The organism is Streptomyces sp. NPDC057002 (assembly GCF_042673825.1).
GTDB lineage: Bacteria > Actinomycetota > Actinomycetes > Streptomycetales > Streptomycetaceae > Streptomyces.
This window is the reverse complement of sequence record NZ_JBHURZ010000002.1, coordinates 247699-268259: the sequence shown is the minus strand read 5'-3', so window position 1 is coordinate 268259 and position 20561 is coordinate 247699. Positions and strand designations below refer to the sequence as shown.

The window sequence follows — 20561 nt, the reverse complement described above, 5'->3', positions numbered from 1 at the left end:
ACGTGGGTTCCATGCGTTACGTGACCAACCTGCCGTACGCGACGAAGGAAGACGAGCACGTCACGATCCCGATGTCCGACGGGGTCCGGCTCTCCGCGCACATCTGGCGCCCGACCTCCTCGGACCAGGAGCCGGTGCCGGCGGTGCTGGAGTACATCCCGTACCGCAAGCGCGATCTGACGGCCGTACGCGACTCGATCCACCACCCGTACCTCGCCGGACACGGCTACGCCTGCGTCCGCGTCGATCTGCGCGGCACCGGCGACTCGGAAGGCGTGCTGCGGGACGAGTACCTGGAGCGGGAGCAGGCGGACGCGGAGGAGGTCCTGGCCTGGCTGGCGGAACAGCCCTGGTGCGACGGCGGCACGGGGATGATGGGCATCTCCTGGGGCGCGTTCGCCGCGCTCCAGGTGGCGGCCCGCCGGCCGGCGAGCCTCAAGGCCATCGCCATCGCCTCCTTCACCGACGACCGGCACGCCGACGACATGCACTACATGGGCGGCGCCCTGTTGTCGGACAACCTGGCCGAGGCGGGCACCATGTTCGCCTACGCCACCTGCCCGCCCGACCCGGCCGTGGTCGGCGATCGCTGGCGCGAGATGTGGCACGAACGGCTGGAGCACACCGAGCCCTGGGTCCTTCAGTGGCTGCGCCACCAGCGCCGTGACGACTACTGGCGGCACGCCTCGGTGTGCGAGGACTACGCGAGTGTGGACTGCCCGGTCCTGGCCTCCAGCGGCTGGGCGGACGGCTACTCCAACGCCGTGACCCGGCTGCTCGGCAATCTGGACGTGCCCCGCAAGGGGCTGATCGGCCCCTGGTCGCACAAGTTCCCCCACCTCGGGGAGCCCGGCCCCGCCATCGGCTACCTCCAGGAGCTCGTACGGTGGTGGGACCACTGGCTCAAGGGCGTCGACAACGGCGTCATGGACGGTCCCATGCTGCGGACATGGATGCAGGAGAGCGTGCCGCCCTCCACCTCCTACGAGGAACGGCCGGGCCGCTGGGTCGGCGAGCCGGACTGGCCGTCCCCGCACATCCGGCCGGTCGCGCATCCGCTCTCCCGGCACACGATCGGGCCGCCGCAGGACGCGGAAGGGGCGCCGGGCGGCGATGCGCTGACCGTGCAGTCCCCGCTGTCGGTGGGCCAGTTCGGAGGCAAGTGGGCCTCCTACAACGCGCCCCCGGACCTGCCGTACGACCAGCGCGAGGAGGACGGCGGCTCACTGGTCTTCGACACCGAGCCCCTGACCGAGCAGGTGGAGATCCTCGGCTCGCCGAGCGTGGAACTCGACCTGTCGGTGAGCGAGCCGGTCGCGATGGTGGCCGCGCGGCTGTCCGACGTGAGCCCCGACGGCGCCGCGACCCGTGTCTCGTACGGCATTCTGAACCTCACCCGCCGCGACAGCACGGAGGCCCCCGAGCCCCTGGAGCCGGGCCGGCGCTACCGCGCCACGATCCCGCTGAACGGTGTGGCGCAGGCGTTCCCGCCGGGCCACCGCATCCGGCTCTCCCTCTCGACGTCCTACTGGCCGCTGGCCTGGCCCCCGCCGAAGCCGGCCCTGCTCAGCGTCCACGAGCACTCCAGCACGCTCACCCTGCCGGTACGGCCGGTGGACGAACCCGACGAGGTGCCGTCGTCCCCCTTCGGCGAACCCGAGGGCACTCCCCCGCTCGCCACGAGCCAGCTGACGCCCCCGGAGGAGCGCTGGGAGGTCAAGCGTGACCTGGTCGGCTACCACGCCGAGCTGGACATCATGAAGGACCGGGGCACGGTCCGCTTCGACGACATCGGTGTCGAGGCCGACCGCCGCGCCCACGAGCGCTACACGGCGGTCGCCGACGAATTCACCTCTGCCTCCGGCGAGTCCACCTGGACCATGGGGTTCCGGCGGGACGACTGGGACGTGCGAGTGGTGACGCACACCCAGCTCCGGTGCGACGAGACGGACTTCTTCGTGGACGCGACGCTCGACGCGTACGAGGCCGACCGCCGCGTCTTCTCCCGCACCTGGAACGAGAAGGTGCCGCGCGACCTGCTGTAGCACGCGCCGGCTACGTGGGGCGGAGGGGCAGATCGCTCTCGGTGTGCGTCACGAAGTCGTCCACGAGCCGGTGGAAGAGTGTCGCCAACTGCCGCAGTTCCTCGGGTGACCATGCCGCCAGGGCCAGCTCCATGCCCTGGCGGCGCACCCGTTGCATGCGCTCGGCCGCGGCCAGGCCGGCCTCGGTGAGCCGGACGCGCTGGGCGCGCCGGTCGTCCGGGTCCGGGACGCGGGTCACATAGCCGGCCCGCTCCAGGTGCCGCAGCTGCCGGGTGACGTGGGACGCCTCCACCGACAGCCGGGCCGCCAGCACGCCGGGCCGCAGCGGCTCGCTCTCGGCGACGTGCCGCAGGATCGCCGCGGCGGCCCGGTCCAGCGAGAGTCCCGACTCGGCCATCAGACGCTCGTGCTGCCGGGCCCGGCCGGCCAGATACGTGATGCGCGTGAGGGCTTGCTCGATCTCGGCCAGGGGCGTCGAGGCGGGCTCCGCCACGGGATGCGGTGTGGGCATGGGTCCAGCGTAAAAAAGTTGCTTGACTTAGGCAAGGAGAATCTGCTTGCCTAAGTTAAGCAATCGCGCTTCCCCGTCACCCCGGAGGCTTCCATGTCCCACCCCGTCGCCCACCACGCGAAGACCGGATCACCCGCTCCGCCCAGATCGAACGCCGTGGTCGGGGTCCTGGCCTTCGCGGGCATCGTGGTCTCGCTGATGCAGACCCTGGTCATCCCGATCGTTCCCGAACTGCCGAGATATCTGGACGCCTCCCCCTCGAACGCCGCCTGGGCGATCACCGCCACCCTGCTGGCCGCCGCCGTCGCCACTCCGGTCGTCGGCCGCCTCGGCGACATGTTCGGCAAGCGCCGCATGCTGCTCGCCAGCATCGTGCTGCTGGTGTCCGGCTCGGTCGTCTGCGCACTGAGCGACTCGCTCGTCCCGATGATCGTCGGCCGGACGCTCCAGGGCCTGGCGGCGGCCGTCGTCCCGCTCGGCATCAGCATCATGCGGGACGTCCTGCCCGCCGAGCGGCTCGCCGGCTCCACCGCCCTGATGAGCGCCTCCCTGGGCGTCGGCGGCGCCCTCGGTCTGCCCGCCGCCGCCTTCATCGCCGACCGCTACGACTGGCACACGCTGTTCTGGATCTCCGCCGCCCTCGGTGTCGTCGCCCTGGCGCTTCTGGTGCTGATCGTTCCCGAGTCGAAGGTCCGCACCGGCGGCAGCTTCGACCTGCCCGGCTCCCTCGGCCTGTCCGCCGCACTGGTGTCCCTGCTGCTGGCCGTCTCCAAGGGCGGTGACTGGGGCTGGACCAGCGGCACGACCCTGGGTCTGTTCGCCGCCGCGATCGTGGTCTTCCTGCTGTGGGGACGGTACGAACTGCGCACCGCCCAGCCGCTGGTGGACCTGCGCACCACCGCCCGCCGCCAGGTGCTGTTCACCAACCTCGCCTCGGTCGCGCTCGGCTTCTCGATGTTCGCCATGTCGCTCGTCCTGCCGCAGGTTCTCCAGCTGCCCGAGCAGACCGGCTACGGGCTGGGCAAGTCCATGCTGGCCGTCGGCCTGATCCTGGCCCCGCAGGGACTGGTGATGATGGCCATGTCCGCCGTGTCCGCCGCCCTCACCAAGGCGAAGGGCCCCAAGGTCACCCTGATGATCGGCGCGGTCGTCGTGGCCGCCGGGTACGGACTGAGCATCGTGCTGATGTCCGAGGTCTGGCACATCGTCCTGGTCGCCTGTGTCATCGGCGGCGGTGTCGGCTTCGCCTACGGGGCCATGCCCGCCCTGATCATGGGCGCGGTGCCGGCCTCCGAGACGGCGGCGGCCAACAGCCTCAACACCCTGATGCGCTCCATGGGAACGTCGTTCGCCAGCGCCCTCGCGGGCGTCATCCTGGCGCAGCTGACGACCGGCTTCGGGGGCCACACCCTGCCCTCCGAGAACGGCTTCAAGACGGTCATGGCCCTCGGTGCCGGCGCGGCCCTGCTGGCCTTCTTCCTCGCCTCGTTCCTCCCGCGCCGGCAGGCCGCCGCCGCGGCGGACCAGCAGGCCGGAGCCGCCGCGGAACCGGCGGAGATCTCCGGTGCGCGCTCCTAGTGCCCATCCGCTGAGGGCCGGCCTCTGGACGGCCGTGGTGTAGCCCGCTGCACCCCCGGTCCGGGAGCGCGCTCCCTCGTCGCGGCACACTGCGGACGGGATCGTGGTGAGCAGGTCAAAAACGCCGAACCCACCCCTTTCTCCCCCGCATTCCACGCCGAGAGGTACCTCCATGTCCGCGCTCCTCGCCACCGTCAAGTCGTTCGTCGCCAACCTGCTGCTCTGGAGCTTCTTCACCGTCGGTCTCGGCGCCGCCCTGGGCGCCGGTGCCGTCCTCGACGGCTCCCGGAAGGACGTGGCGACCATCGCCGGGTCCGCCGTCGCGCTCGTCACCGGGACGCGGCTCGCGAAGAAGCCGAGGATCAAGGGCTTCCTGTCCAGGCCGGGCACGCTCTGGTTCCTGTTCCTGTTCAACGGCGGTGCGGCCGTGGCGATGTACTTCGCCCTGGACGGAATGAAGGGAATCGCCGCCGCTGCCGCCATGGGGCTCGTCTCGCTCGGCGCGGCCGGCGGGATCGTCGCCAACCACCGCGCCGCGGCCCACGCCTGAGACACCGCGACCTGCCGGCGAGTGACGTGAGTCACGTCAGCTCGAGGTCAGGGAGCTGACCGGAGGCTGTCAGCCCGCTCCGCTTCCATACCGATGCCCCAACTCCGCTCCTCCCCCACCCCACCCCCCATCACTGAGGAGATGTCATGTCCGATGCCCTGTCCTGCCCCGTCACCGGCGCCACCGGCCCGCTGCCCGAGTACCCGCTGCCGCGCGCGGCGGAGTGCCCGCTGGCTCCGGCCCCGGTCGCCCAGGAACTGCGGAACGAGAAGCCCATCACCAAGGTGCGGATCTGGAACGGCAGCACGCCCTGGCTGGTCACCCGCCACGCAGACCAGCGGGCCCTGCTTCCCGACTCCCGCGTCAGCGACGACGATCTCGACCCCGGCTTCCCCTACGTGAACGCCCACCGGGCCTCCATCGCTCCGATCTCACCCCGGCTCATCACCAACACGGACGCCCCGGAGCACACGCGGCTGCGGCGGACCGTCAACGGGCCGTTCGTGGTCAAGCGGATCGAGAAGATGCGGGAGCCGGTCCAGAAGATCGTCGACGACCTGATCGACCAGATGCTCGCCGGCCCCAACCCGGTCGATCTCCTCAAGGCGATCGCGCTGCCGGTGCCGTCCCTGGTCATCGCCGAACTGCTCGGAGTGCCGTACTCGGACCACGACTTCTTCCAGCGCAGCAGCAGCCTGGTGCTGGACAGTTCGGTGTCGGCCGAGGAGGCCAGGAGGGTCAGCGGTGAGCTGGCCGCCTATCTGGACAGCCTGATCACTCAGAAGGCGGCCGACCCGGACGACGACGTGCTGTCGGAGATGGCCGGCCGGGTGCGGGCCGGCGAGATGACGCACACCGAGGCCGTCCACATGGGCGTCGCGATGCTGATCGCCGGCCACGAGACCACCGCGACAATGATCAGCCTCGGCACCCTCGCCCTGCTCCAGCACCCCGGCCAGCTCGCCCTGCTGCGCGAGAGCGACGACCCGAAGTTGGTCGCGAACGCGGTGGACGAGGTGCTGCGCTATCTGTCCATCGTCCAGACCGGCGTACGCAGGGTCGCCAAGGACGACATCGAGATCGGTGACGTCGTCATCCGCAAGGGCGACGGCATCATCTTCGACCTGCACGCCGCCAACTGGGACCCGGAGGTCTTCCCCGAGGCCGAGCGGCTCGACATCACCCGCCCGGCCCGCATCCACCAGGCCTTCGGCTACGGCCCCCACCAGTGCCTGGGCCAGAACCTGGCCCGCCTGGAGCTCCAGGTCGTCTACGGCACGCTCTACCGCCGCATCCCGACCCTGCGGCTGGACGCGGCGATCGAGCACCTGGAGTTCGACCACACCGGGACGACCTACGGCGTGCACAGCCTGCCCGTGGCCTGGTGACCCCTCTCCCCCACTCAGATCCCCCCACTCAGAAAGAACCGAGGTGACAACGATGCGTGTGGAACTGGACGTACCGAAGTGCGTGGCGTCGGGGCAGTGCGTGATGGCCGCTCCTGACGTCTTCGACCAGCGGGACGACGACGGTGTCGCGATCCTGCTGGAGGAGCGGCCCGGCGAGGAACTGCGCGGCGAGGTGGAGGAGGCCGTGGCGATCTGCCCAGCCGCCGCGATCCGGCTGGTGGAGTCGTGAGGCGCGTCGTGGTCGTCGGGGCCTCGGCCGCCGGGCTCGCCGCCGTGGAGACGCTGCGCCGGGCGGGCTACGACGGCACTCTCACCCTTGTCGGTGACGAGCCGCGCGCCCCGTACGACCGTCCCCCGCTGTCCAAGCAGATCCTCTCCGGCGAGTGGGACACCGAGCGACTGCCGCTGCGCCCGCAGGCCGACCTCGACGCCCTCGGCCTCGACCTGCGGCTGGGAGCTGCGGCGACCGGGCTGGACATGACGGACCGTACGGTGTGTCTGGCCGACGGGGAGCGAGTGCCGTACGACGGGCTGATCGTGGCCACCGGGGTGCGGCCGCGGCGGCTGCCCGGGGACGGCGGCGCCCATGTGCTGCGCACCCTGGACGACGCCCTCGCGCTGCGCGAGCGGCTGAGGCCGGGCTGCCGGCTGGTCGTGGTGGGCGCCGGGTTCCTCGGTGCCGAGGCCGCTGCGGTGGCCTGGGGTCTCGGCGCCCGGGTGACCCTGCTGGAACCGGCTCCCGTGCCGCTGGCGCACGCCGTCGGCACCGAGGTCGGGCAGCTGCTCTCGCAGGCCCACCTCGACCACGGCGTGGAGCTGCGCACCGGTGTCACCGTGACCGGGGTGACCGACGAGGGCGTACGGCTCGCGGACGGCGAACTCGTCGAGGCCGACGAGGTGCTGGTCGCCATCGGCTCACTGCCCAACACCGAGTGGCTGGCGGACAGCGGGCTGCGGGTCGGCGACGGTGTGCTCTGCGACGAGCACTGCGAGGCCGCGCCGGGCGTCTACGCGGCCGGTGACGTGGCCCGGTGGGACAACCCGCTGTTCGGGACGTCCATGCGGATCGAGCACCGTACGAACGCCGCGGAGCAGGGCATGGCCGCCGCCCGCAATCTGCTCGCCGCGCCGGATGCGCGCAGGCCGTTCGCGCCGGTGCCGTACTTCTGGTCCGACCAGTACGACATGAAGATCCAGGCGTACGGCTATCTGCGCGGGCACGACGAAGTCGCCGTAGTGGAGGGGGACTTGGCCGAGCGCAGGTTCGTGGCCGCCTATCGCACCGGCGAACGGCTGACCGGCGCCCTCGCGGTCGGCATGCCGCCCAAGGCCGTCCGCGGCTGGCGGCAGGCCATCGCGGGCGGGACGTCCTGGAGTGACGCCGTACCGGCCGCCGGCACCGAGGCGGCCTGACCCCAGGTATCGCAACTCCCGGCGGGGGCGGCCCGTTGTCGCCCCCGCCCTCTCAGCGAAGGAAGAGCAGATGCAGAACCGTACGGACGACCCGCGCGACGTGGTCGTCATCACCGGAGCGGGCGGGATGGGAACGGCGGTCGCGCGCCGCCTGGGCAGCGGACGGACACTGATCCTCGCCGACCACTCGCACGAGCGGCTCGATCAGGTCGTGGCGGAGCTGAGCGCCGAGGGATACGCGGCGCGGGGCGTTCCGACCGACGTCTCCGACCGTGCCTCGGTCGAGGAACTCGCCCGGACCGCGGCGGAGCAGGGGCGGATCACCGCGGTGGTGCACACCGCCGGGGTCGCCGCCGCGACGGCCTCGGTCCGCAGGATCCTCGATGTGGACCTGCTCGGCACGGTGTACGTGATCGAGGCGTTCCAGAAGGTGGCCGGCAGAGGCACCTCGCTCGTCTGTGTCGCCAGTCTGGCCGGGCACATGGCCTCGATCAGCGCCGAGGACGAGGCCGCCCTGGCGACGGCTCCCGCCGAGGAGCTGCTCGGTCTTGACGCCGTCACGGGCCTCGGCGAGGACGCGACCGCCGCCTACATCCTCGCCAAACGCGCCAACCACGTCCGCGTGCAGGCCGCCGCCCTGGCATGGAACCGCCTCGGCGCCCGCGTCAACACCCTCAGCCCCGGTGTCATCGCCACCGCCATGGCGAAGGCGGAGGCCGACTCGGACGCCGACGGGCACATGCTCAAGATGCTCGACGCGTGCGGCGCGGGCCGGCCGGGCACGCCGGGCGAGATCGCCGACGCGGTGGCCTTCCTCACCGGCCCCGAGGCGCGGTACGTCACCGGCACCGATCTGCTCGTCGACGGCGGGCAGGCGGCCTGGATCCGCCGGCACATGCGGCGCCAAGGATGACGGTGGCCGAGCGGGCCGGTCCGGACACCGTCCTGGGCAGAGCGGTGTGGCAGGCCGGGCGGGCCACGCTCCAGTTGTTCACCGCCGCGCTGCTGGCCTTCGGCCTGTACCTGTTCATCACCGTGCTGCTGATCACGGCGATCGCCACGGTCGCCGTCGTGGGGGCGTGGCTGCTGCCCGAGACGGTGCTGCTGATCCGCCGGATCGCCGGGGCGAAGCGCGCCCTGGTGGCCGCCTGGACGGGCCGGGAGATCCCCGAGGCGTACGAGCCCGTCACCGGTCCGCTGAAGGAGCGGCTGCGGATCGCGGTCCGCGACCCCGGCACCCTGACCGACCTGCGCTGGATGGCCGCCTCCTATGTCTACGGGGCCCTGTTCTTCCTGGCCCTGCCCCTGTGGCCGCTGGGGCTTGTCGTCGACGGTGTGCGGTGCGGGCCGGCGCGCCGTGAGGCGCTCGTCCTGCCGTTGATCACCCGTCTCGCCGATGTGGAGGCCGGCTGGTCGGAGACCCTGCTCAAGCCCTCGCCCAGGGCGCGGCTGGCCGCCCGGGTCGAGGAGCTGGCCGCCACCCGGACGGACGCGATCGCGGCGCACGGGGCCGAACTGCGCCGTATCGAGCGGGACCTGCACGACGGGACGCAGGCCCGGCTGGTGGCCCTGTCGATGCGGATCGGGCTGGCAGTGCGTGCCTACGACCGTGACCCGGGGGCCGCGCACCGGCTGCTGGCCGGCGCGCAGGACCAGGCCGAGGAAGCCCTGACCGAGCTGCGGCACGTGGTCCGGGGCATCCATCCGCCGATCCTCACCGACCGGGGCCTGGCCGGTGCGGTGCGGGCGCTGGCCGCGGCCAGCGGGCTCGAGGTGACCGTGCGGGTGGACGGTCTGGAGGGCGAGAGGGCCCGGGCCCCGGCCGCCGTCGAGGCGGCCACCTACTTCGCCGTGGCGGAGGCACTCACCAACGCCGCCAAGTACAGCGGCGCCGGCCGGGCGTCGGTCGTTCTGGAACGCCTGCGCACCGGGCTGCGTGCCGTCGTCCGGGACGAGGGCGTGGGCGGCGCGGACGAGTCCGGTGGCGGCTCCGGGCTGCTGGGCATCCGCCGCCGTGTCGCCGCCCTGGACGGGACCGTGACCGTGACCAGCCCCTTCGGGGGGCCGACCGTGATCGAAGTGGAGCTGCCGTGCGTGTGGTGATCGCCGAGGACAACGCCCTGCTCAGAGAAGGGCTCGTGCTGTTGCTGACCTCGGCCGGGCACGAGGTGGCGGCCGTCGCCTGCACCGGCCCCGAGGTCCTCCCGGCGCTGCTGGAACACCGTCCGGACGCGGCCGTGCTCGATGTCCGGATGCCGCCGGGCTTCCGGGACGAGGGCCTGCGCGCCGCGCTGGAGGCCCGCGAGAGAATTCCCGGGCTGCCCGTGCTGGTGCTCTCGCAGTACGTGGAGGAGTCGTACGCCGCCGAGTTGCTGGGCGGCGGGGCGAGCGGGGTCGGCTATCTGCTCAAGGACCGGGTGGGCCGGGTGGACGAGTTCCTCGAGGCCCTGGACCGGGTCGCGGGCGGTGGTACGGCCCTGGACCCGGAGGTGGTCACCGAGTTGCTCACCCGGCGCCGCGACTCGCCCCTGGACTCGCTGACGCCGCGTGAGCGCGAGGTGCTGAAGCTGATGGCCGAGGGCCACGACAACACCACCATCGCGCGGACCCTCGTCGTCACCGAACGCGCCGTCAGCAAGCACATCGGCAACGTCTTCCTGAAACTCGGCCTTCCGCCCAGCGACAGCGGTCACCGCAGGGTGCTGGCCGTACTGGCCCATCTGAACGGCCGGTGAGTCAGCGCGGGGTCGCGGCGGGCCTGGCCAGACGCTCGCCGATGACGCCGATCACGTCCGGTGCGTGGTCGATGAGGAAGAAGTGCCCGCCGGGGTAACGCTTCATCTCGAAGTCGCCTTCGGTGTGGGCGCTCCAGGCGCGTACCTCGTCGTGGCTCGCCTTGGGGTCCTCGTCCCCGGTCAGTGCGGTGAGGGGGCTGCGGAGCCGGTGGTCGGACGCCCACACATAGGTCTCCACCGCGCGGTAGTCGTTGCGGAGGGCCGGCAGGATCATGCGCATCAGCTCCTCGTCTCCGAAGATCCGCTGGTCGGTGCCGCTGAGTTCGCGCAGCTCGGCGATGATCCCGGCGTCGTCACGCCGGTGCACCCGTTCGTCGCGGGAGCACGAGGGTGCGCGGCGTCCCGAGACGAAGACCCGCTCGGCGAACCGCCCGGCCAGCTCCAGCCGTACGGCGACCTCGAAGGCCAGTGTCGCTCCCATGCTGTGCCCGAACAGGGCGAAGGGGCGGTCCACCGTGCGCGTCACGGCCCGGCTGACCTGGTCCGCGAGACCGTCGATGGTGTCGATCATGGGCTCGTTGTGCCGGTCCTGGCGTCCCGGGTACTGGACGGAGAGCACCTCGACACGGGGGTTCAACGCCTGCGCCACCGGCCGGAAGAAGGACGCCGAACCGCCCGCGTGGGGCAGACAGACCAGTTGTACGGGAGCGTCGGGGCTCGGGAAGAAGCGTCGTATCCACGGATCGGTGGCGGTCATGGGGCCTTCCTGTTCTCATGCTCGGAACGACATGCTCGTACCGATTGCCAAGATAGACGGACCGACCGGCCAGGAGGGATCGCATGACGAACCACCCCACCCGTACGGAACGTGTCGAACTGACGCCGGCCGCCGGGGAACTGCTGCGGCGGCTGACCGGGGCGCACGGGCCGGTGATGTTCCACCAGTCCGGCGGCTGCTGCGACGGCAGCGCCCCGATGTGCTACCCGCGCGGCGAGTTCCGGGTCGGTGGCTCGGACGTCCTGCTGGGGCAGGTGGCCGGGGACACCCCGTTCTGGATGAGCGCGGACCAGTACACGTACTGGGCGCACACCCATCTCACCGTGGACGTCGTCCCCGGCCGGGGCAGCGGCTTCTCCCTGGAGGCCCCGGAGGGTGTCCGCTTCCTGATCCGCTCCCGGCTGCTCACCGACGAGGAGTTGCGGCACATCGAGGCGGAGCCACCGCTGCCGACCGGGGCGGACGAGCCCGGCCGGGCCTGAACGGCTCGGTGCGCGTGTCGCCGTAGGGTGGGCGCATGTACACGACGCGGGTCTCCGGCCATGTCGACGCGCCGCGTCCGGCCGTCTACCGGGCGCTGGTGAGCGCGGAGGCGATCGCGCGCTGGCGCGTGCCGGCCGGCATGAGCAGCGAAGTGCACGAGTTCGACGCCCGCGAGGGCGGCAGGTTCCGCATCTCGCTGATGTACGACGCACCGGACGCCACCGGGAAGTCGGCCGCGCACACCGACACGTACCACGGCCACTTCGCGCGGCTCGTACCGGACGAGCAGGTGGTCGAGGTACTCGCCTTCGAGTCCGCCGACCCCGCGCTGGCCGGCTCGATGACCATGACGACAACTCTCACCGACGCGGAGGGCGGTGGCACCGGCGTCCTCGTGGTCCACGAGGGCGTCCCCGACGCCGTGCCCGCCGCGGACAACGAGACGGGCACCCGGATGGCCCTGGCGAATCTGGCCCGGTTCGTAGAATCCGGCCCGGACGTCACCTAGGGCGCGGTCCGTCGCTCGCCCAGGTCCCAGAACAGGCCCGCCATGATGCCCAGCCCCTCTCGGGCCACCGCTTCCAGCAGGTGTTCGTCGGGGGCGTGCTGGGAGCAGGACGGGTGGGAGTGCGGGATCCAGACGGCCGGCAGGCCGAGGATGTCCGCGAAGGCGTCGTTGGGGAGGGTGCCGCCGAGGTTGGGCAGGACGGCGGGTTCCTTGCCCGTGGTGCGTACGACAAGGAGCGCGCTTGTCCCTGACCCGTGTCGAGTCGCTGGCCCGGGCCGCCCTGCCGGAGATCACCGGTGATCTGCGGACGCTGGTCGAGCTGGAGACACCCGGCGACGACAAGGCGTTGCCGACCGCCGGGCTCGCCGCCGTCGAGGCCTGGACGCACCACCGGCTCGGCCCGCCGGACGAGTCCCGGCGCCATGACGGCGGCGCCCGGGGCGACATGCTGGAGCTGCTCTGCCGGGGCACGTCCCCCCGGGGTGGTGCTGGTCCTGTGCCACTACGACACGGTGTGGCCGGCCGGCACCCTCGCCGAGTGGCCCTTCCGGGTGAGCGAGGACGGCCGGGCCACGGGGCCGGGCGTCCTCGACATGAAGTGCGGCCTGGCGCAGGCGGTGTGGGCGCTGTGCCTGCTGCGCGAGCTGGACCTGCCGCGCCCGTCGGTACGGCTGCTGTTCAACGGCGACGAGGAGATCGGCAGTCCCGTCTCCCGGCCCGCAAGGGTGTCGGCCTGTTCGATGTGACGGTGGAGGGCGTGGCGGCGCACTCGGGCCTCGCCCCGTACAAGGGCGCCAGCGCCGTGCACGCGCTCGCCGAACTGGTCACCCGGGTAGCCGGGCTGGGCTCGCGGGAGCGCGGGACGGCGGTCAACGTCGGGCTGATCAGCGGCGGCACGGGTCGCAACGTCATCGCCGGCCGGGCGGCTGCGGCATCGACGTACGAATCGCCGACCCCGCCGAAGCGGCCCGGATCGACGCCGCGCTGGACCGTCCCGTCCTCGACGGTCTGGGAGCGGTGGGCGACGGCTCCCACGCCCGGCACGAACACGTCCTGCTGGACCACGTCCCGCCGCGCACCGCGCTGTTGGTGGGAATGGCCATGGCGGGAGCCGTAAAGCCAGGACGGCTCCACTGCCTCGTGGTCTCCATGTTCATGCCAGACGTGTCAGGCGACTGCCGTGCTCTTCAGGAGCACAGACGGAACACGGATTTCTCCGTGCACAGAAAAGCATTAAAAAACTGAATGCATGCGGCAATCGTGATTCGCCCGACGCCCCTCCGTGCTTCCGTGCGCCCCTATGGAGAAAGGATTCGGCGAGCCGTCGGCAGATTTCACTGGGCAGGACTGTGGCGAGCGTCAAATCGACGCGACCGCACCACAATCCCGTGTGCCGACCGAGGCAGGTGGTTTTCGATGAGCGGCTCCGTTCCCGGACCGGCCCGAAATTGGACAGTGGGCACTGCTCCAGGCATATTCCCATTCCTGGGCCACGGTATCGACTTGGTCCGTCGCCCGCTGGCCTTTCTGGAATCTCTGTCCGCGCACGGGGATCTGGTCGAAATACGCCTGGGTCCGCAGCGCGCCTGGATGGCCTGTCACCCGGACCTCGTCCACCAGGTGCTCGGGGACCCGGAGACATTCGACAAGGGCGGCCCGCTCTACGACCGGCTGCGGACATTACTGGGGGACGGCGTCGGCACCTGCCGCCATCAGGATCACCGGCGCCAGCGCAGGCTGCTCCAGCCCGGCTTCCGCAAGGCCCGTGTCGCCGACCAGGTGCAACTGATGGGCGAGGAAGTGGAGTCGGTGTGCCGCGGGTGGCGGGGCGGGCAGGCGGTCGACGTCAGCGCGACCATGATGGACCTGTCGACACGCGTGATCAGCCGCCTCCTCTTCTCCGACTCGCTCGACGCCGCGACGGCCCACGAGATGCGGGGGTGCCTGGCCACCGTGGTCCGCGGCATGTTCGTCCGCACGGTGATGCCGGTCGACGCCCTGTTCCGTGTACCCACTCCGGCGAACCGGCGCTACCGGCACGCTTCCGACCGTCTGCGCGCGATCGTCGACGCGGCTGTCGCCGAACGCCGGCGAGGGGCCGCCCAGGACGACCGGGACGATCTGCTCGGAACCCTGCTGGCGGCGGCCCGGGGCGTCGGCGTGGGGACGGCGATCAGCGACAGGGAGGTCCACGGCCAGGTGATCACGCTGATGTTCGCCGGCGCCGAGAGCACTGCCCTGTGCCTCTCCTCGGCCTTGGAGCTGATGGGGCGGCATCCCGGGGAGGAACGCCGGCTGCACTCCGAGGTCGACGCCGTGCTCGCCTCAGGACGGCCGCCCGGCCCCGACGAACTGCCGCGCCTCGTCCGCACGCGGAGCGTCGTCACCGAGACCCTTCGCCACCGCCCGCCCGGCTGGCTCTTCACCCGGGTCGCCACGAAGGAGACGGAACTCGCCGGGCACCGGCTCCCGCGGGGCGCCACGGTCGTCTTCAGCCCGTACCTCCTGCACCACGACCCCGCCCTGTTCCCCGACCCCGACCGCTTCCTCCCCGATCGCTGGCTGCCGGGACGGGACGTCACGGTCCGGCCCGGAGCGATGATCCCGTTCGGGGCGGGCCGCCGGAAGTGCATCGGGGAGACGCTCGCCATGACGGAGGCCATGGTGGCCGTCTCGTTCATCACCCGCCACTGGCGACTGCGCCATCTGCCCGGCTACGAGGAACGGCTGCGTCCGGCGGCCTCGCTGGGGCCGAGGGGACTGGTCATGACCTGCGAACCACGGGTCAGGAAGCCGGTGGGCACCGCTGTCGCACCCGTCGTCCACAACTCCCGAACAGCAGGTGGCAACGATGTCCACGACGCATGAGGAAATAACGCTCGCCGCACAGGGCGGAATTCAGGCGGTCAATCTCCGGGACCTGATCGACGCGAACCTCTACATGCCATTCCCGTTCCAGCGCAATCCCCACGCACCCGAAGCGTCGGCCGGCGTCGACTCATGGCTCAGGACCTGGGGTTTGACCGATGACCCGGCAGTGGCAGCCATGATCTCCTATACGCGTCCCGCCGAACTCGCGGCCTGCAACAGTCCGGACATGGATTCCGGGCTCCTCCAGATCGTGGCCAACCAGATCGCCTACCAGTTCGTCTTCGACGACCGGGCGGAGGACGTCGGCCGGCGCTCGCCCGGCCTGCTGCTGCCCATGCTGTGCGAGAGCGTCGCGATCCTGCGGGACGGCCGGCCGCCCACCACCCCGCTCGGGGCGGCCCTGGCCGACCTGTACCGACAGGTCCGGGACCGGTGCACACCCGATCAGGCCGCGCGATGGGCCTGGAACAGCCGTGAGTACGTGCACGGCCTCCTGTACGAAGCGACGGCCCAGGTCCATTCCGACCCGGTGGGCAGCGGGCTGTGCCGGTCCATACGCTCCCTCATCGCCGGCGTCGAGCCGTTCTACCCGCTGTGCGAGGCCGCCCAGCGGTGCGAACTGACCCCGGAGGAGATCCATCACCCCGCCATGCGACGCCTGAGCCGGCTGTCCGCCGACGCGGCGGTGTGGATACCCGACCTCTTCTCCGCGGTGAAGGAACAGCGCGCGGGCGGCATGATCAACCTGGCCCTCGCCTACCAGCGCACACACCGGTGCTCCCTGCCGGTGGCCGTCACCCTGGCCGTACGGCACATCAACCGCACGATCCGCGAGTTCGAGGAGCTCTACGGTGAGCTCAGGCCCGAGTTGAGCCCGGCCGGCATCGGCTATGTGGAGGGCATGGCCGGCTGGATCCGCGGATGCTACTTCTGGTCCCGTACCGTGCCGCGGTACGCCGACACGATGGCCGCACCCGGAGGGCTCTGACCGTCTGCCCGGCGGTCACCTCCCCCGCAGGTCTCCCGAAAGGGGCGGAAACGGACCACGCTACCCCGAATGGCGGGGACTCAAAGCGCTCCTGCGGGAAATTCACTCGCCCTGTCTACCTCCTGTTACCTCCCGGTCAAACGGCCTGTTTCTGGGCGTACGCTCGCCCCGTCCAGCGGGGAGCAACGACAGGAAGCGGTAGACCACATGGCCCATGGGCTGCGGCAACCGATCACCGAACACCGGCCTCTCCTCGAACGCGACAAGGAGCTCCAGGCCATCGATCGCGCACTGGCGGGTCTCCGGGACACCGCCGAGGGCGTGCCCCGGACACCGCAGGGCGGGCTGCTCGCCTTCACGGGTGTGGCCGGGCTCGGCAAGACGACACTGATCGCGGCGGCGCGCGCCCGCGCCGCCGCGCAGGGGTTCACGGTGTTCTCGGGCAAGGGCGGCGAGAACGAGCAGGGGCTGGCGTTCCGTGTCGTCCGCCAGGTCATGCAGCCCGTCCTGGCCGGCATGAGCGGGCCGGAGCGCCGGGAATTCCTGGGCAGTTGGTACGACATCGTCGGTGCCGCGCTCGGTCTCGAGGCGACGGACACCGCCCGGATGCCGGACCCGACCGGAGTGCGCGACGGCCTCGACTGGGTCATGACGCGCCTGACGATGCTGAACGCGCCCGTCGTTCTGCTCCTTGACGACCTGCACTGGGCCGACACCGAGTCCCTCGACTGGCTCGCCTCCTTCGCGCCGCGGGTCGCGGACCTCCCGCTTCTGGTGGTCATCGGTTACCGGCCGGACGAACTCCCGCCCGACGCCACCTCTTTCCGCACGCTCGTCGAACGCCACGAGCAGCGCCCGCACGTCCTGTCGCCGCTCGGCGAGGCCGGTGTGGCGCGGATCATCAGGGAGGAAGTGGGCGAGGAAGCCGAGGACGAGTTCTGCGGCGAGTGCTGGACGGTCACCAACGGAATCCCCTTCGAGGCCGTCGAACTGGCCATCGGACTCCGCGAGCGGCGGTTGCGGGGAACCCAGGACGAGGTGCCCGTGATGCGGGACCTCGCCGCGGCGGTCAAGGGCCCCGGCCTGATCGCCCGCCTCAAGCGGCTCGGCCCGAGCACGGTCCGCTTCGCGTGGGCCGGCGCCGTCCTGGGCGGGCCCTTCTCCTCGGAGGCCGCCGCCGACCTCGCGGTGGTCGGCAGCGCGGAGGCCGTCGAAGCGACCGAGAAGCTGCGCGCCTGCCGCATCCTCGCGTTCGCCGACGAGCCCGCGGGCGCCCTGGAGTTCGTCCATCCGCTGATCGCCACGACGGTCTACCACGACATCCCCTCGGGCCTGCGCGTCGGCATGCACGACGCGGCCGCCAACGCCGCCCAGACGGTCGAGTCCGACCCCATGGCCGCCGCCCGTCACCTGCTGGAGGTGCCCTGCGACGGCCGGCCCGAGACGGTCGCGTGCCTGCGCGCCGCCGCGCGTGAGTACCTCCGCGCCGGGGCCCCGGAGGCCGCCCGGCGCGTGCTGACCCGGGCGTTGCGGGAACCACCGCCCGCCGAGGACCGCGCCGCCCTGCTCCACGAACTGGCCGGCTCGACCTTCCTGATCGAGCCCACGGCCACGGTCAGCCATCTCCGGGAGGCGCTGAAGGAACCCGGGATCGACCCCGACCTGCGCGCCTCGATCGTCTACCGGCTGACCCAGGCACTGGCCCACACCGACCGGCTGACCGAGGCCGCGACCGTCGCCGCCGACGAGGCGCGGCGCGCCACCAACGCGCGCGTCAGGCTGCGCATGCAGGCAGATCACTTCGTGTGGAGCGCCTTTCGCGCCGACGAGCCGGACTCCTCCGCCCGCTCGCGCCGGCTGGCGCGGCTGGCAGCCAAGCTGACCGGCCGGGGCCTGGAGGAGCGCTACATCCTCGGGCTGCGGGCGTGGGACGCCCTCGTGCGCGGCGAGCCGCGGCGGAGCGCCGTCGGGTTCGCCGAGGAGGCCCTGAGCGGAGGGATGAGCTGGACCGACGAGAACCGCGGCTTCGAGGTGCCCGCCGCGGTCGCCCTGCTGTTCATGTACTGCGACCAGCCGCGGCGGGCCGAGGAACTGTTCGCCGACGGCATGGCCGAGTGCGAGCACAGGGGGTGGCGCGGCTCCCATCTGGCGCAGGGCCAGACGCTTCTGGGCTATATCCGCTACCGCCGTGGCTGCCTGCCCGAGGCCGAAGAACTCGTCCGGGCCGGGCTGCACACCGCCGAGCGCGTCGAAGGAGCGGTGCCCGCCCAGTGGTTCGCCATCGGCATTCTCATCCAGATCCTGCTGGCCCGCGGGCGGACCACGGCCGCGCGCCGCCTCGCCGACACGTACCACTACGGCGACGTGGTCCCCAACGCCGTCATCTTCCCCGATCCCCGCACGGTGTACGCCGAGCTGCTCCTGGCGGAGGGGCGACTCACCGAGGCGGCGCGCCTGTTGTCCCAGGTCGGGGAGTGGCTGGAGTCACGGGACTGGCACAACCCCTCGTGGTGCCCCTGGCAGCTGGGACTGGCCTCGGCGCTCGCCCGCACCGCCCCCGACCAGGCGGTGCTGCACGCCCAGGACGCCACCAAGCGAGCCCGGGACTTCGGTGCGGCGTCCGCGATCGGCCAGGCGCTGCGTGTCCAGGCGGAGGTGACGGGCGGGCCGGCGGCGCTCGATCTGCACACCCAGGCCGTCGATCATCTGGAGCGGTCGCCCGCGGCGTACGAACTGGCCCGTGCCCTGGTGGGCCATGGCGCCGCGCTGGTCCGCAGCGGCGAGCTGCACGACGCCGCCGACCGGCTCTACCAGGGGCTGGAGGGAGCGGTGCACTGCGGTGCCGACGGTCTGGCCGCCCGGGCCAGGCGGGAGCTCTCCGCCGCGGGACTGCGTCCGCTGCCCCTGCGCTACCCGCAGACGGACATGCTGACGGGCCCGGAACGCCGGGCCGCCGAGAAGACGGCCCAGGGCCACCCGGCGCCCGTGGTCGCGAAGGACCTGCGGATCACCGAGCAGGGCGTGCGGCAGCTGCTGTCCTCCGTGTACCGCAAGCTCGGCACGGACACGGCGGGCCTCGCCGACGCACTGGAGAACTGCCGCCGGCCCGGGCGGTAGCGAGCCGGGGGGCGGGCCTCACATCGGGCCGGGGCCCGCCCCGCCCTTGAGGCGTTCCAGGTCGGAGGGGCGGACCTGGATGACGACGAGGGCGATCAGCGCGGCGACGGCGGTGAAGATCGCCGCCATGATGAAGGCGGCCGAGACACCGGCGGTGAGGATCTCGTCGGACCAGGGTTTCGGCAGTTGCCCGGTCTGCTCGAACCGCAGGCGCTCGGCGGGGGTCGCCTGCCGGAGGAAGTCCGGGACCTGCTTCTCCGCCTCGTTGGTGCTGGCCGTGCCGTACATCGTGACCAGGATGGACAGGCCGAGCGAGCCGCCGACCTGCTGGGTGGCGTTGAGGAGTCCGGAGGCCGCGCCGGTCTCGGGTGTGGAGACGTTGGACAGCGCCATGAGGGTCAGCGACACGAACTCCATGCCCATGCCCAGGCTGAAGACGAGCATCGGGCCGAGGACGCTGCCCGCGTAGGTGGAGTGCACATCGGTCAGGGTGAGCCAGGCGAGGCCCGCGGCCGCCAGGATCGCGCCCACCACCATGAACGGCTTGGGCCCGTAGACGGGCAGGAACCGCGACGCCAGCCCGGCGCCGACGGCGATGACCGCGCTGACCGGCAGAAAGGCCAGTCCGGCCGCCAGCGGGCTGAAGCCCAGCACGTTCTGCACGAAGAGCGTCAGGAAGAAGAACATGCCGAAGATCGCGGCGGCGAGGCACAGCATGATGCCGTAGGTGCCCGCACGGTTGCGGTCGGCGAACATGTGCAGGGGCGTGATGGGCTGTCTGGAGCGCCGCTCGATCAGGATGAAGGTCGCCAGGACGATGACCGCCCCGGCGAAGGAGGCCAGCGTGAGCGGGTCCCGCCAGCCGTCCTGCGCCGCTCTGATGAACCCGTAGACGAGCAGCACCATGCCCGCGGTGGAGGTGAGTGCGCCGGCGATGTCGAAGCGTCCGGGGTGACGTTCGGACTCCCTGATGTAGCGGGGCGTGGCGAGCACGATGAGCAGGCCGATGGGCACGTTGACGAAGAGCACCCACCGCCAGTTCAGCCACTCCACCAGCATGCCGCCGGCGAGGAGGCCGATCGCGCCGCCGCCGGCCGAGACCGCGGCGAAAACGCCGAAGGCGCGGTTGCGTTCGGGCCCTTCGCGGAAGGTGGTGCTGATCAGGGCGAGGGACGTCGGAGAGGCGATGGCGCCGCCGACGCCCTGGAGGGCGCGTGCGCCGAGGAGTTGGCCGGAGTTCTGGGCGAACCCGCCGAGCAGGGAGGCCAGCACGAAGAGCAGCACGCCGAAGATGAAGACGCGCCGCCGGCCCAGGATGTCGCCGGCCCGGCCGCCGAGCAGCAGCAGGCCGCCGAAGGTGAGGGTGTAGGCGTTGACCACCCAGGACAGGCTGGTGGTGGAGAAGTCCAGCGAACTCTGGATGTGCGGCAGCGCGATGTTCACGATGGTGATGTCGAGGACCACCATCAGCTGGCAGGAGGCGATGACGAACAGCGCCATCGCGTTTCCGCCACCACCGGATTCCCTGGTGGTGGCCGCCTGTGGTGAAGCCGGCTGCGGGCTGCTGCCTGCGGT

19 protein-coding genes are annotated in these 20561 nt (G+C 71.7%); 16 read left to right on the top strand and 3 right to left on the bottom strand.

Annotated features, from left to right (window positions below; translation table 11 throughout):
* Positions 1 to 11: 11 nt before the first annotated feature.
* The gene (locus ACFT32_RS09365; RefSeq protein ID WP_382487558.1) at positions 12 to 2045 is read left to right on the top strand and encodes a CocE/NonD family hydrolase; all 2034 of its coding nucleotides are present in this window, start codon (positions 12 to 14) and stop codon (positions 2043 to 2045) included.
* A gap of 10 nt (positions 2046 to 2055) precedes the next feature.
* On the opposite strand, the gene ACFT32_RS09360 is transcribed toward ACFT32_RS09365, so the two are convergent.
* On the bottom strand, positions 2056 to 2556 hold the full coding sequence (locus ACFT32_RS09360) for a MarR family winged helix-turn-helix transcriptional regulator (protein WP_382487556.1): 501 nt from the start codon (positions 2554 to 2556) through the stop codon (positions 2056 to 2058).
* Between the two features lie 93 nt (positions 2557 to 2649).
* Here ACFT32_RS09360 and ACFT32_RS09355 point away from each other — a divergent pair, with 93 nt between their 5' ends.
* The 8 genes from ACFT32_RS09355 (at position 2650) to ACFT32_RS09320 (ending at position 10241) form a co-directional block, all read left to right on the top strand.
* Positions 2650 to 4134 carry an MFS transporter gene (locus ACFT32_RS09355; RefSeq protein WP_382487554.1) on the top strand — a complete coding sequence of 495 codons (1485 nt, stop codon included), beginning with the start codon at positions 2650 to 2652 and terminating at the stop codon, positions 4132 to 4134.
* Between the two features lie 172 nt (positions 4135 to 4306).
* Complete coding sequence (locus ACFT32_RS09350) at positions 4307 to 4684, top strand: hypothetical protein (RefSeq protein ID WP_382487552.1); 378 nt, start codon at positions 4307 to 4309, stop codon at positions 4682 to 4684.
* A 146-nt stretch (positions 4685 to 4830) separates the two neighbouring features.
* The gene (locus ACFT32_RS09345) at positions 4831 to 6072 is read left to right on the top strand and encodes a cytochrome P450 (RefSeq protein WP_382487551.1); all 1242 of its coding nucleotides are present in this window, start codon (positions 4831 to 4833) and stop codon (positions 6070 to 6072) included.
* Positions 6073 to 6124: 52 nt separating this feature from the next.
* The gene (locus ACFT32_RS09340) at positions 6125 to 6322 is read left to right on the top strand and encodes a ferredoxin (RefSeq protein WP_184599145.1); all 198 of its coding nucleotides are present in this window, start codon (positions 6125 to 6127) and stop codon (positions 6320 to 6322) included.
* Positions 6319 to 7506 carry an NAD(P)/FAD-dependent oxidoreductase gene (locus tag ACFT32_RS09335; RefSeq protein ID WP_382487549.1) on the top strand — a complete coding sequence of 396 codons (1188 nt, stop codon included), beginning with the start codon at positions 6319 to 6321 and terminating at the stop codon, positions 7504 to 7506. Before ACFT32_RS09340 ends, ACFT32_RS09335 begins: the two co-directional genes overlap by 4 nt.
* A gap of 70 nt (positions 7507 to 7576) precedes the next feature.
* Entirely contained in the window at positions 7577 to 8419 is an 843-nt protein-coding gene (locus ACFT32_RS09330) for an SDR family oxidoreductase (RefSeq protein WP_382487547.1), read from the top strand.
* Between the two features lie 2 nt (positions 8420 to 8421).
* Positions 8422 to 9609 carry a histidine kinase gene (locus tag ACFT32_RS09325; protein WP_382487545.1) on the top strand — a complete coding sequence of 396 codons (1188 nt, stop codon included), beginning with the start codon at positions 8422 to 8424 and terminating at the stop codon, positions 9607 to 9609.
* Complete coding sequence (locus ACFT32_RS09320) at positions 9597 to 10241, top strand: LuxR C-terminal-related transcriptional regulator (RefSeq protein ID WP_382487543.1); 645 nt, start codon at positions 9597 to 9599, stop codon at positions 10239 to 10241. Before ACFT32_RS09325 ends, ACFT32_RS09320 begins: the two co-directional genes overlap by 13 nt.
* 1 nt (position 10242) lies before the next feature.
* Here the strand turns inward: ACFT32_RS09320 and ACFT32_RS09315 are convergent, their stop codons facing one another.
* The gene (locus ACFT32_RS09315; protein WP_382487541.1) at positions 10243 to 10998 is read right to left on the bottom strand and encodes a thioesterase II family protein; all 756 of its coding nucleotides are present in this window, start codon (positions 10996 to 10998) and stop codon (positions 10243 to 10245) included.
* A gap of 83 nt (positions 10999 to 11081) precedes the next feature.
* Between ACFT32_RS09315 and ACFT32_RS09310 the strand changes: the two genes are divergently transcribed.
* The 7 genes from ACFT32_RS09310 to ACFT32_RS09280 all read left to right on the top strand — a co-directional run bounded on the left by ACFT32_RS09310 (position 11082) and on the right by ACFT32_RS09280 (position 18986).
* A complete protein-coding gene (locus ACFT32_RS09310) occupies positions 11082 to 11501 on the top strand; it encodes a DUF779 domain-containing protein (protein ID WP_382487539.1) in 420 nt (139 codons plus the stop codon).
* 35 nt (positions 11502 to 11536) lie between these two features.
* On the top strand, positions 11537 to 12010 hold the full coding sequence (locus tag ACFT32_RS09305) for an SRPBCC domain-containing protein (protein ID WP_382487537.1): 474 nt from the start codon (positions 11537 to 11539) through the stop codon (positions 12008 to 12010).
* Positions 12011 to 12492: 482 nt separating this feature from the next.
* On the top strand, positions 12493 to 12756 hold the full coding sequence (locus tag ACFT32_RS09300; protein ID WP_382487535.1) for a M20/M25/M40 family metallo-hydrolase: 264 nt from the start codon (positions 12493 to 12495) through the stop codon (positions 12754 to 12756).
* 11 nt (positions 12757 to 12767) lie between these two features.
* The gene (locus ACFT32_RS09295) at positions 12768 to 13127 is read left to right on the top strand and encodes a peptidase dimerization domain-containing protein (protein WP_382487534.1); all 360 of its coding nucleotides are present in this window, start codon (positions 12768 to 12770) and stop codon (positions 13125 to 13127) included.
* A 299-nt stretch (positions 13128 to 13426) separates the two neighbouring features.
* Entirely contained in the window at positions 13427 to 14878 is a 1452-nt protein-coding gene (locus ACFT32_RS09290) for a cytochrome P450 (protein ID WP_382487532.1), read from the top strand.
* A 73-nt stretch (positions 14879 to 14951) separates the two neighbouring features.
* The gene (locus ACFT32_RS09285) at positions 14952 to 15869 is read left to right on the top strand and encodes a (-)-alpha-amorphene synthase (protein WP_382488835.1); all 918 of its coding nucleotides are present in this window, start codon (positions 14952 to 14954) and stop codon (positions 15867 to 15869) included.
* A 207-nt stretch (positions 15870 to 16076) separates the two neighbouring features.
* A complete protein-coding gene (locus ACFT32_RS09280) occupies positions 16077 to 18986 on the top strand; it encodes an ATP-binding protein (RefSeq protein ID WP_382487530.1) in 2910 nt (969 codons plus the stop codon).
* An 18-nt stretch (positions 18987 to 19004) separates the two neighbouring features.
* Here ACFT32_RS09280 and ACFT32_RS09275 read toward each other — a convergent pair whose 3' ends face one another.
* Complete coding sequence (locus ACFT32_RS09275; protein WP_382488833.1) at positions 19005 to 20486, bottom strand: MFS transporter; 1482 nt, start codon at positions 20484 to 20486, stop codon at positions 19005 to 19007.
* Positions 20487 to 20561: the final 75 nt, after the last annotated feature.

Excerpts from the sequence above, each read along its gene's own strand:
- ACFT32_RS09305 (WP_382487537.1), top strand. The coding sequence starts at position 11,537 with ATGTACACGACGCGGGTCTCCGGCCATGTCGACGCGCCGCGTCCGGCC.
- ACFT32_RS09275 (WP_382488833.1), bottom strand. The coding sequence starts at position 20,486 with ATGGCGCTGTTCGTCATCGCCTCCTGCCAGCTGATGGTGGTCCTCGAC.
- ACFT32_RS09285 (WP_382488835.1), top strand. The coding sequence starts at position 14,952 with ATGCCATTCCCGTTCCAGCGCAATCCCCACGCACCCGAAGCGTCGGCC.
- ACFT32_RS09345 (WP_382487551.1), top strand. The coding sequence starts at position 4,831 with ATGTCCGATGCCCTGTCCTGCCCCGTCACCGGCGCCACCGGCCCGCTG.
- ACFT32_RS09315 (WP_382487541.1), bottom strand. The coding sequence starts at position 10,998 with ATGACCGCCACCGATCCGTGGATACGACGCTTCTTCCCGAGCCCCGAC.
- ACFT32_RS09330 (WP_382487547.1), top strand. The coding sequence starts at position 7,577 with ATGCAGAACCGTACGGACGACCCGCGCGACGTGGTCGTCATCACCGGA.
- ACFT32_RS09280 (WP_382487530.1), top strand. The coding sequence starts at position 16,077 with ATGGCCCATGGGCTGCGGCAACCGATCACCGAACACCGGCCTCTCCTC.
- ACFT32_RS09360 (WP_382487556.1), bottom strand. The coding sequence starts at position 2,556 with ATGCCCACACCGCATCCCGTGGCGGAGCCCGCCTCGACGCCCCTGGCC.
- ACFT32_RS09340 (WP_184599145.1), top strand. The coding sequence starts at position 6,125 with ATGCGTGTGGAACTGGACGTACCGAAGTGCGTGGCGTCGGGGCAGTGC.
- ACFT32_RS09290 (WP_382487532.1), top strand. The coding sequence starts at position 13,427 with ATGAGCGGCTCCGTTCCCGGACCGGCCCGAAATTGGACAGTGGGCACT.
- ACFT32_RS09310 (WP_382487539.1), top strand. The coding sequence starts at position 11,082 with ATGACGAACCACCCCACCCGTACGGAACGTGTCGAACTGACGCCGGCC.
- ACFT32_RS09365 (WP_382487558.1), top strand. The coding sequence starts at position 12 with ATGCGTTACGTGACCAACCTGCCGTACGCGACGAAGGAAGACGAGCAC.
- ACFT32_RS09355 (WP_382487554.1), top strand. The coding sequence starts at position 2,650 with ATGTCCCACCCCGTCGCCCACCACGCGAAGACCGGATCACCCGCTCCG.
- ACFT32_RS09350 (WP_382487552.1), top strand. The coding sequence starts at position 4,307 with ATGTCCGCGCTCCTCGCCACCGTCAAGTCGTTCGTCGCCAACCTGCTG.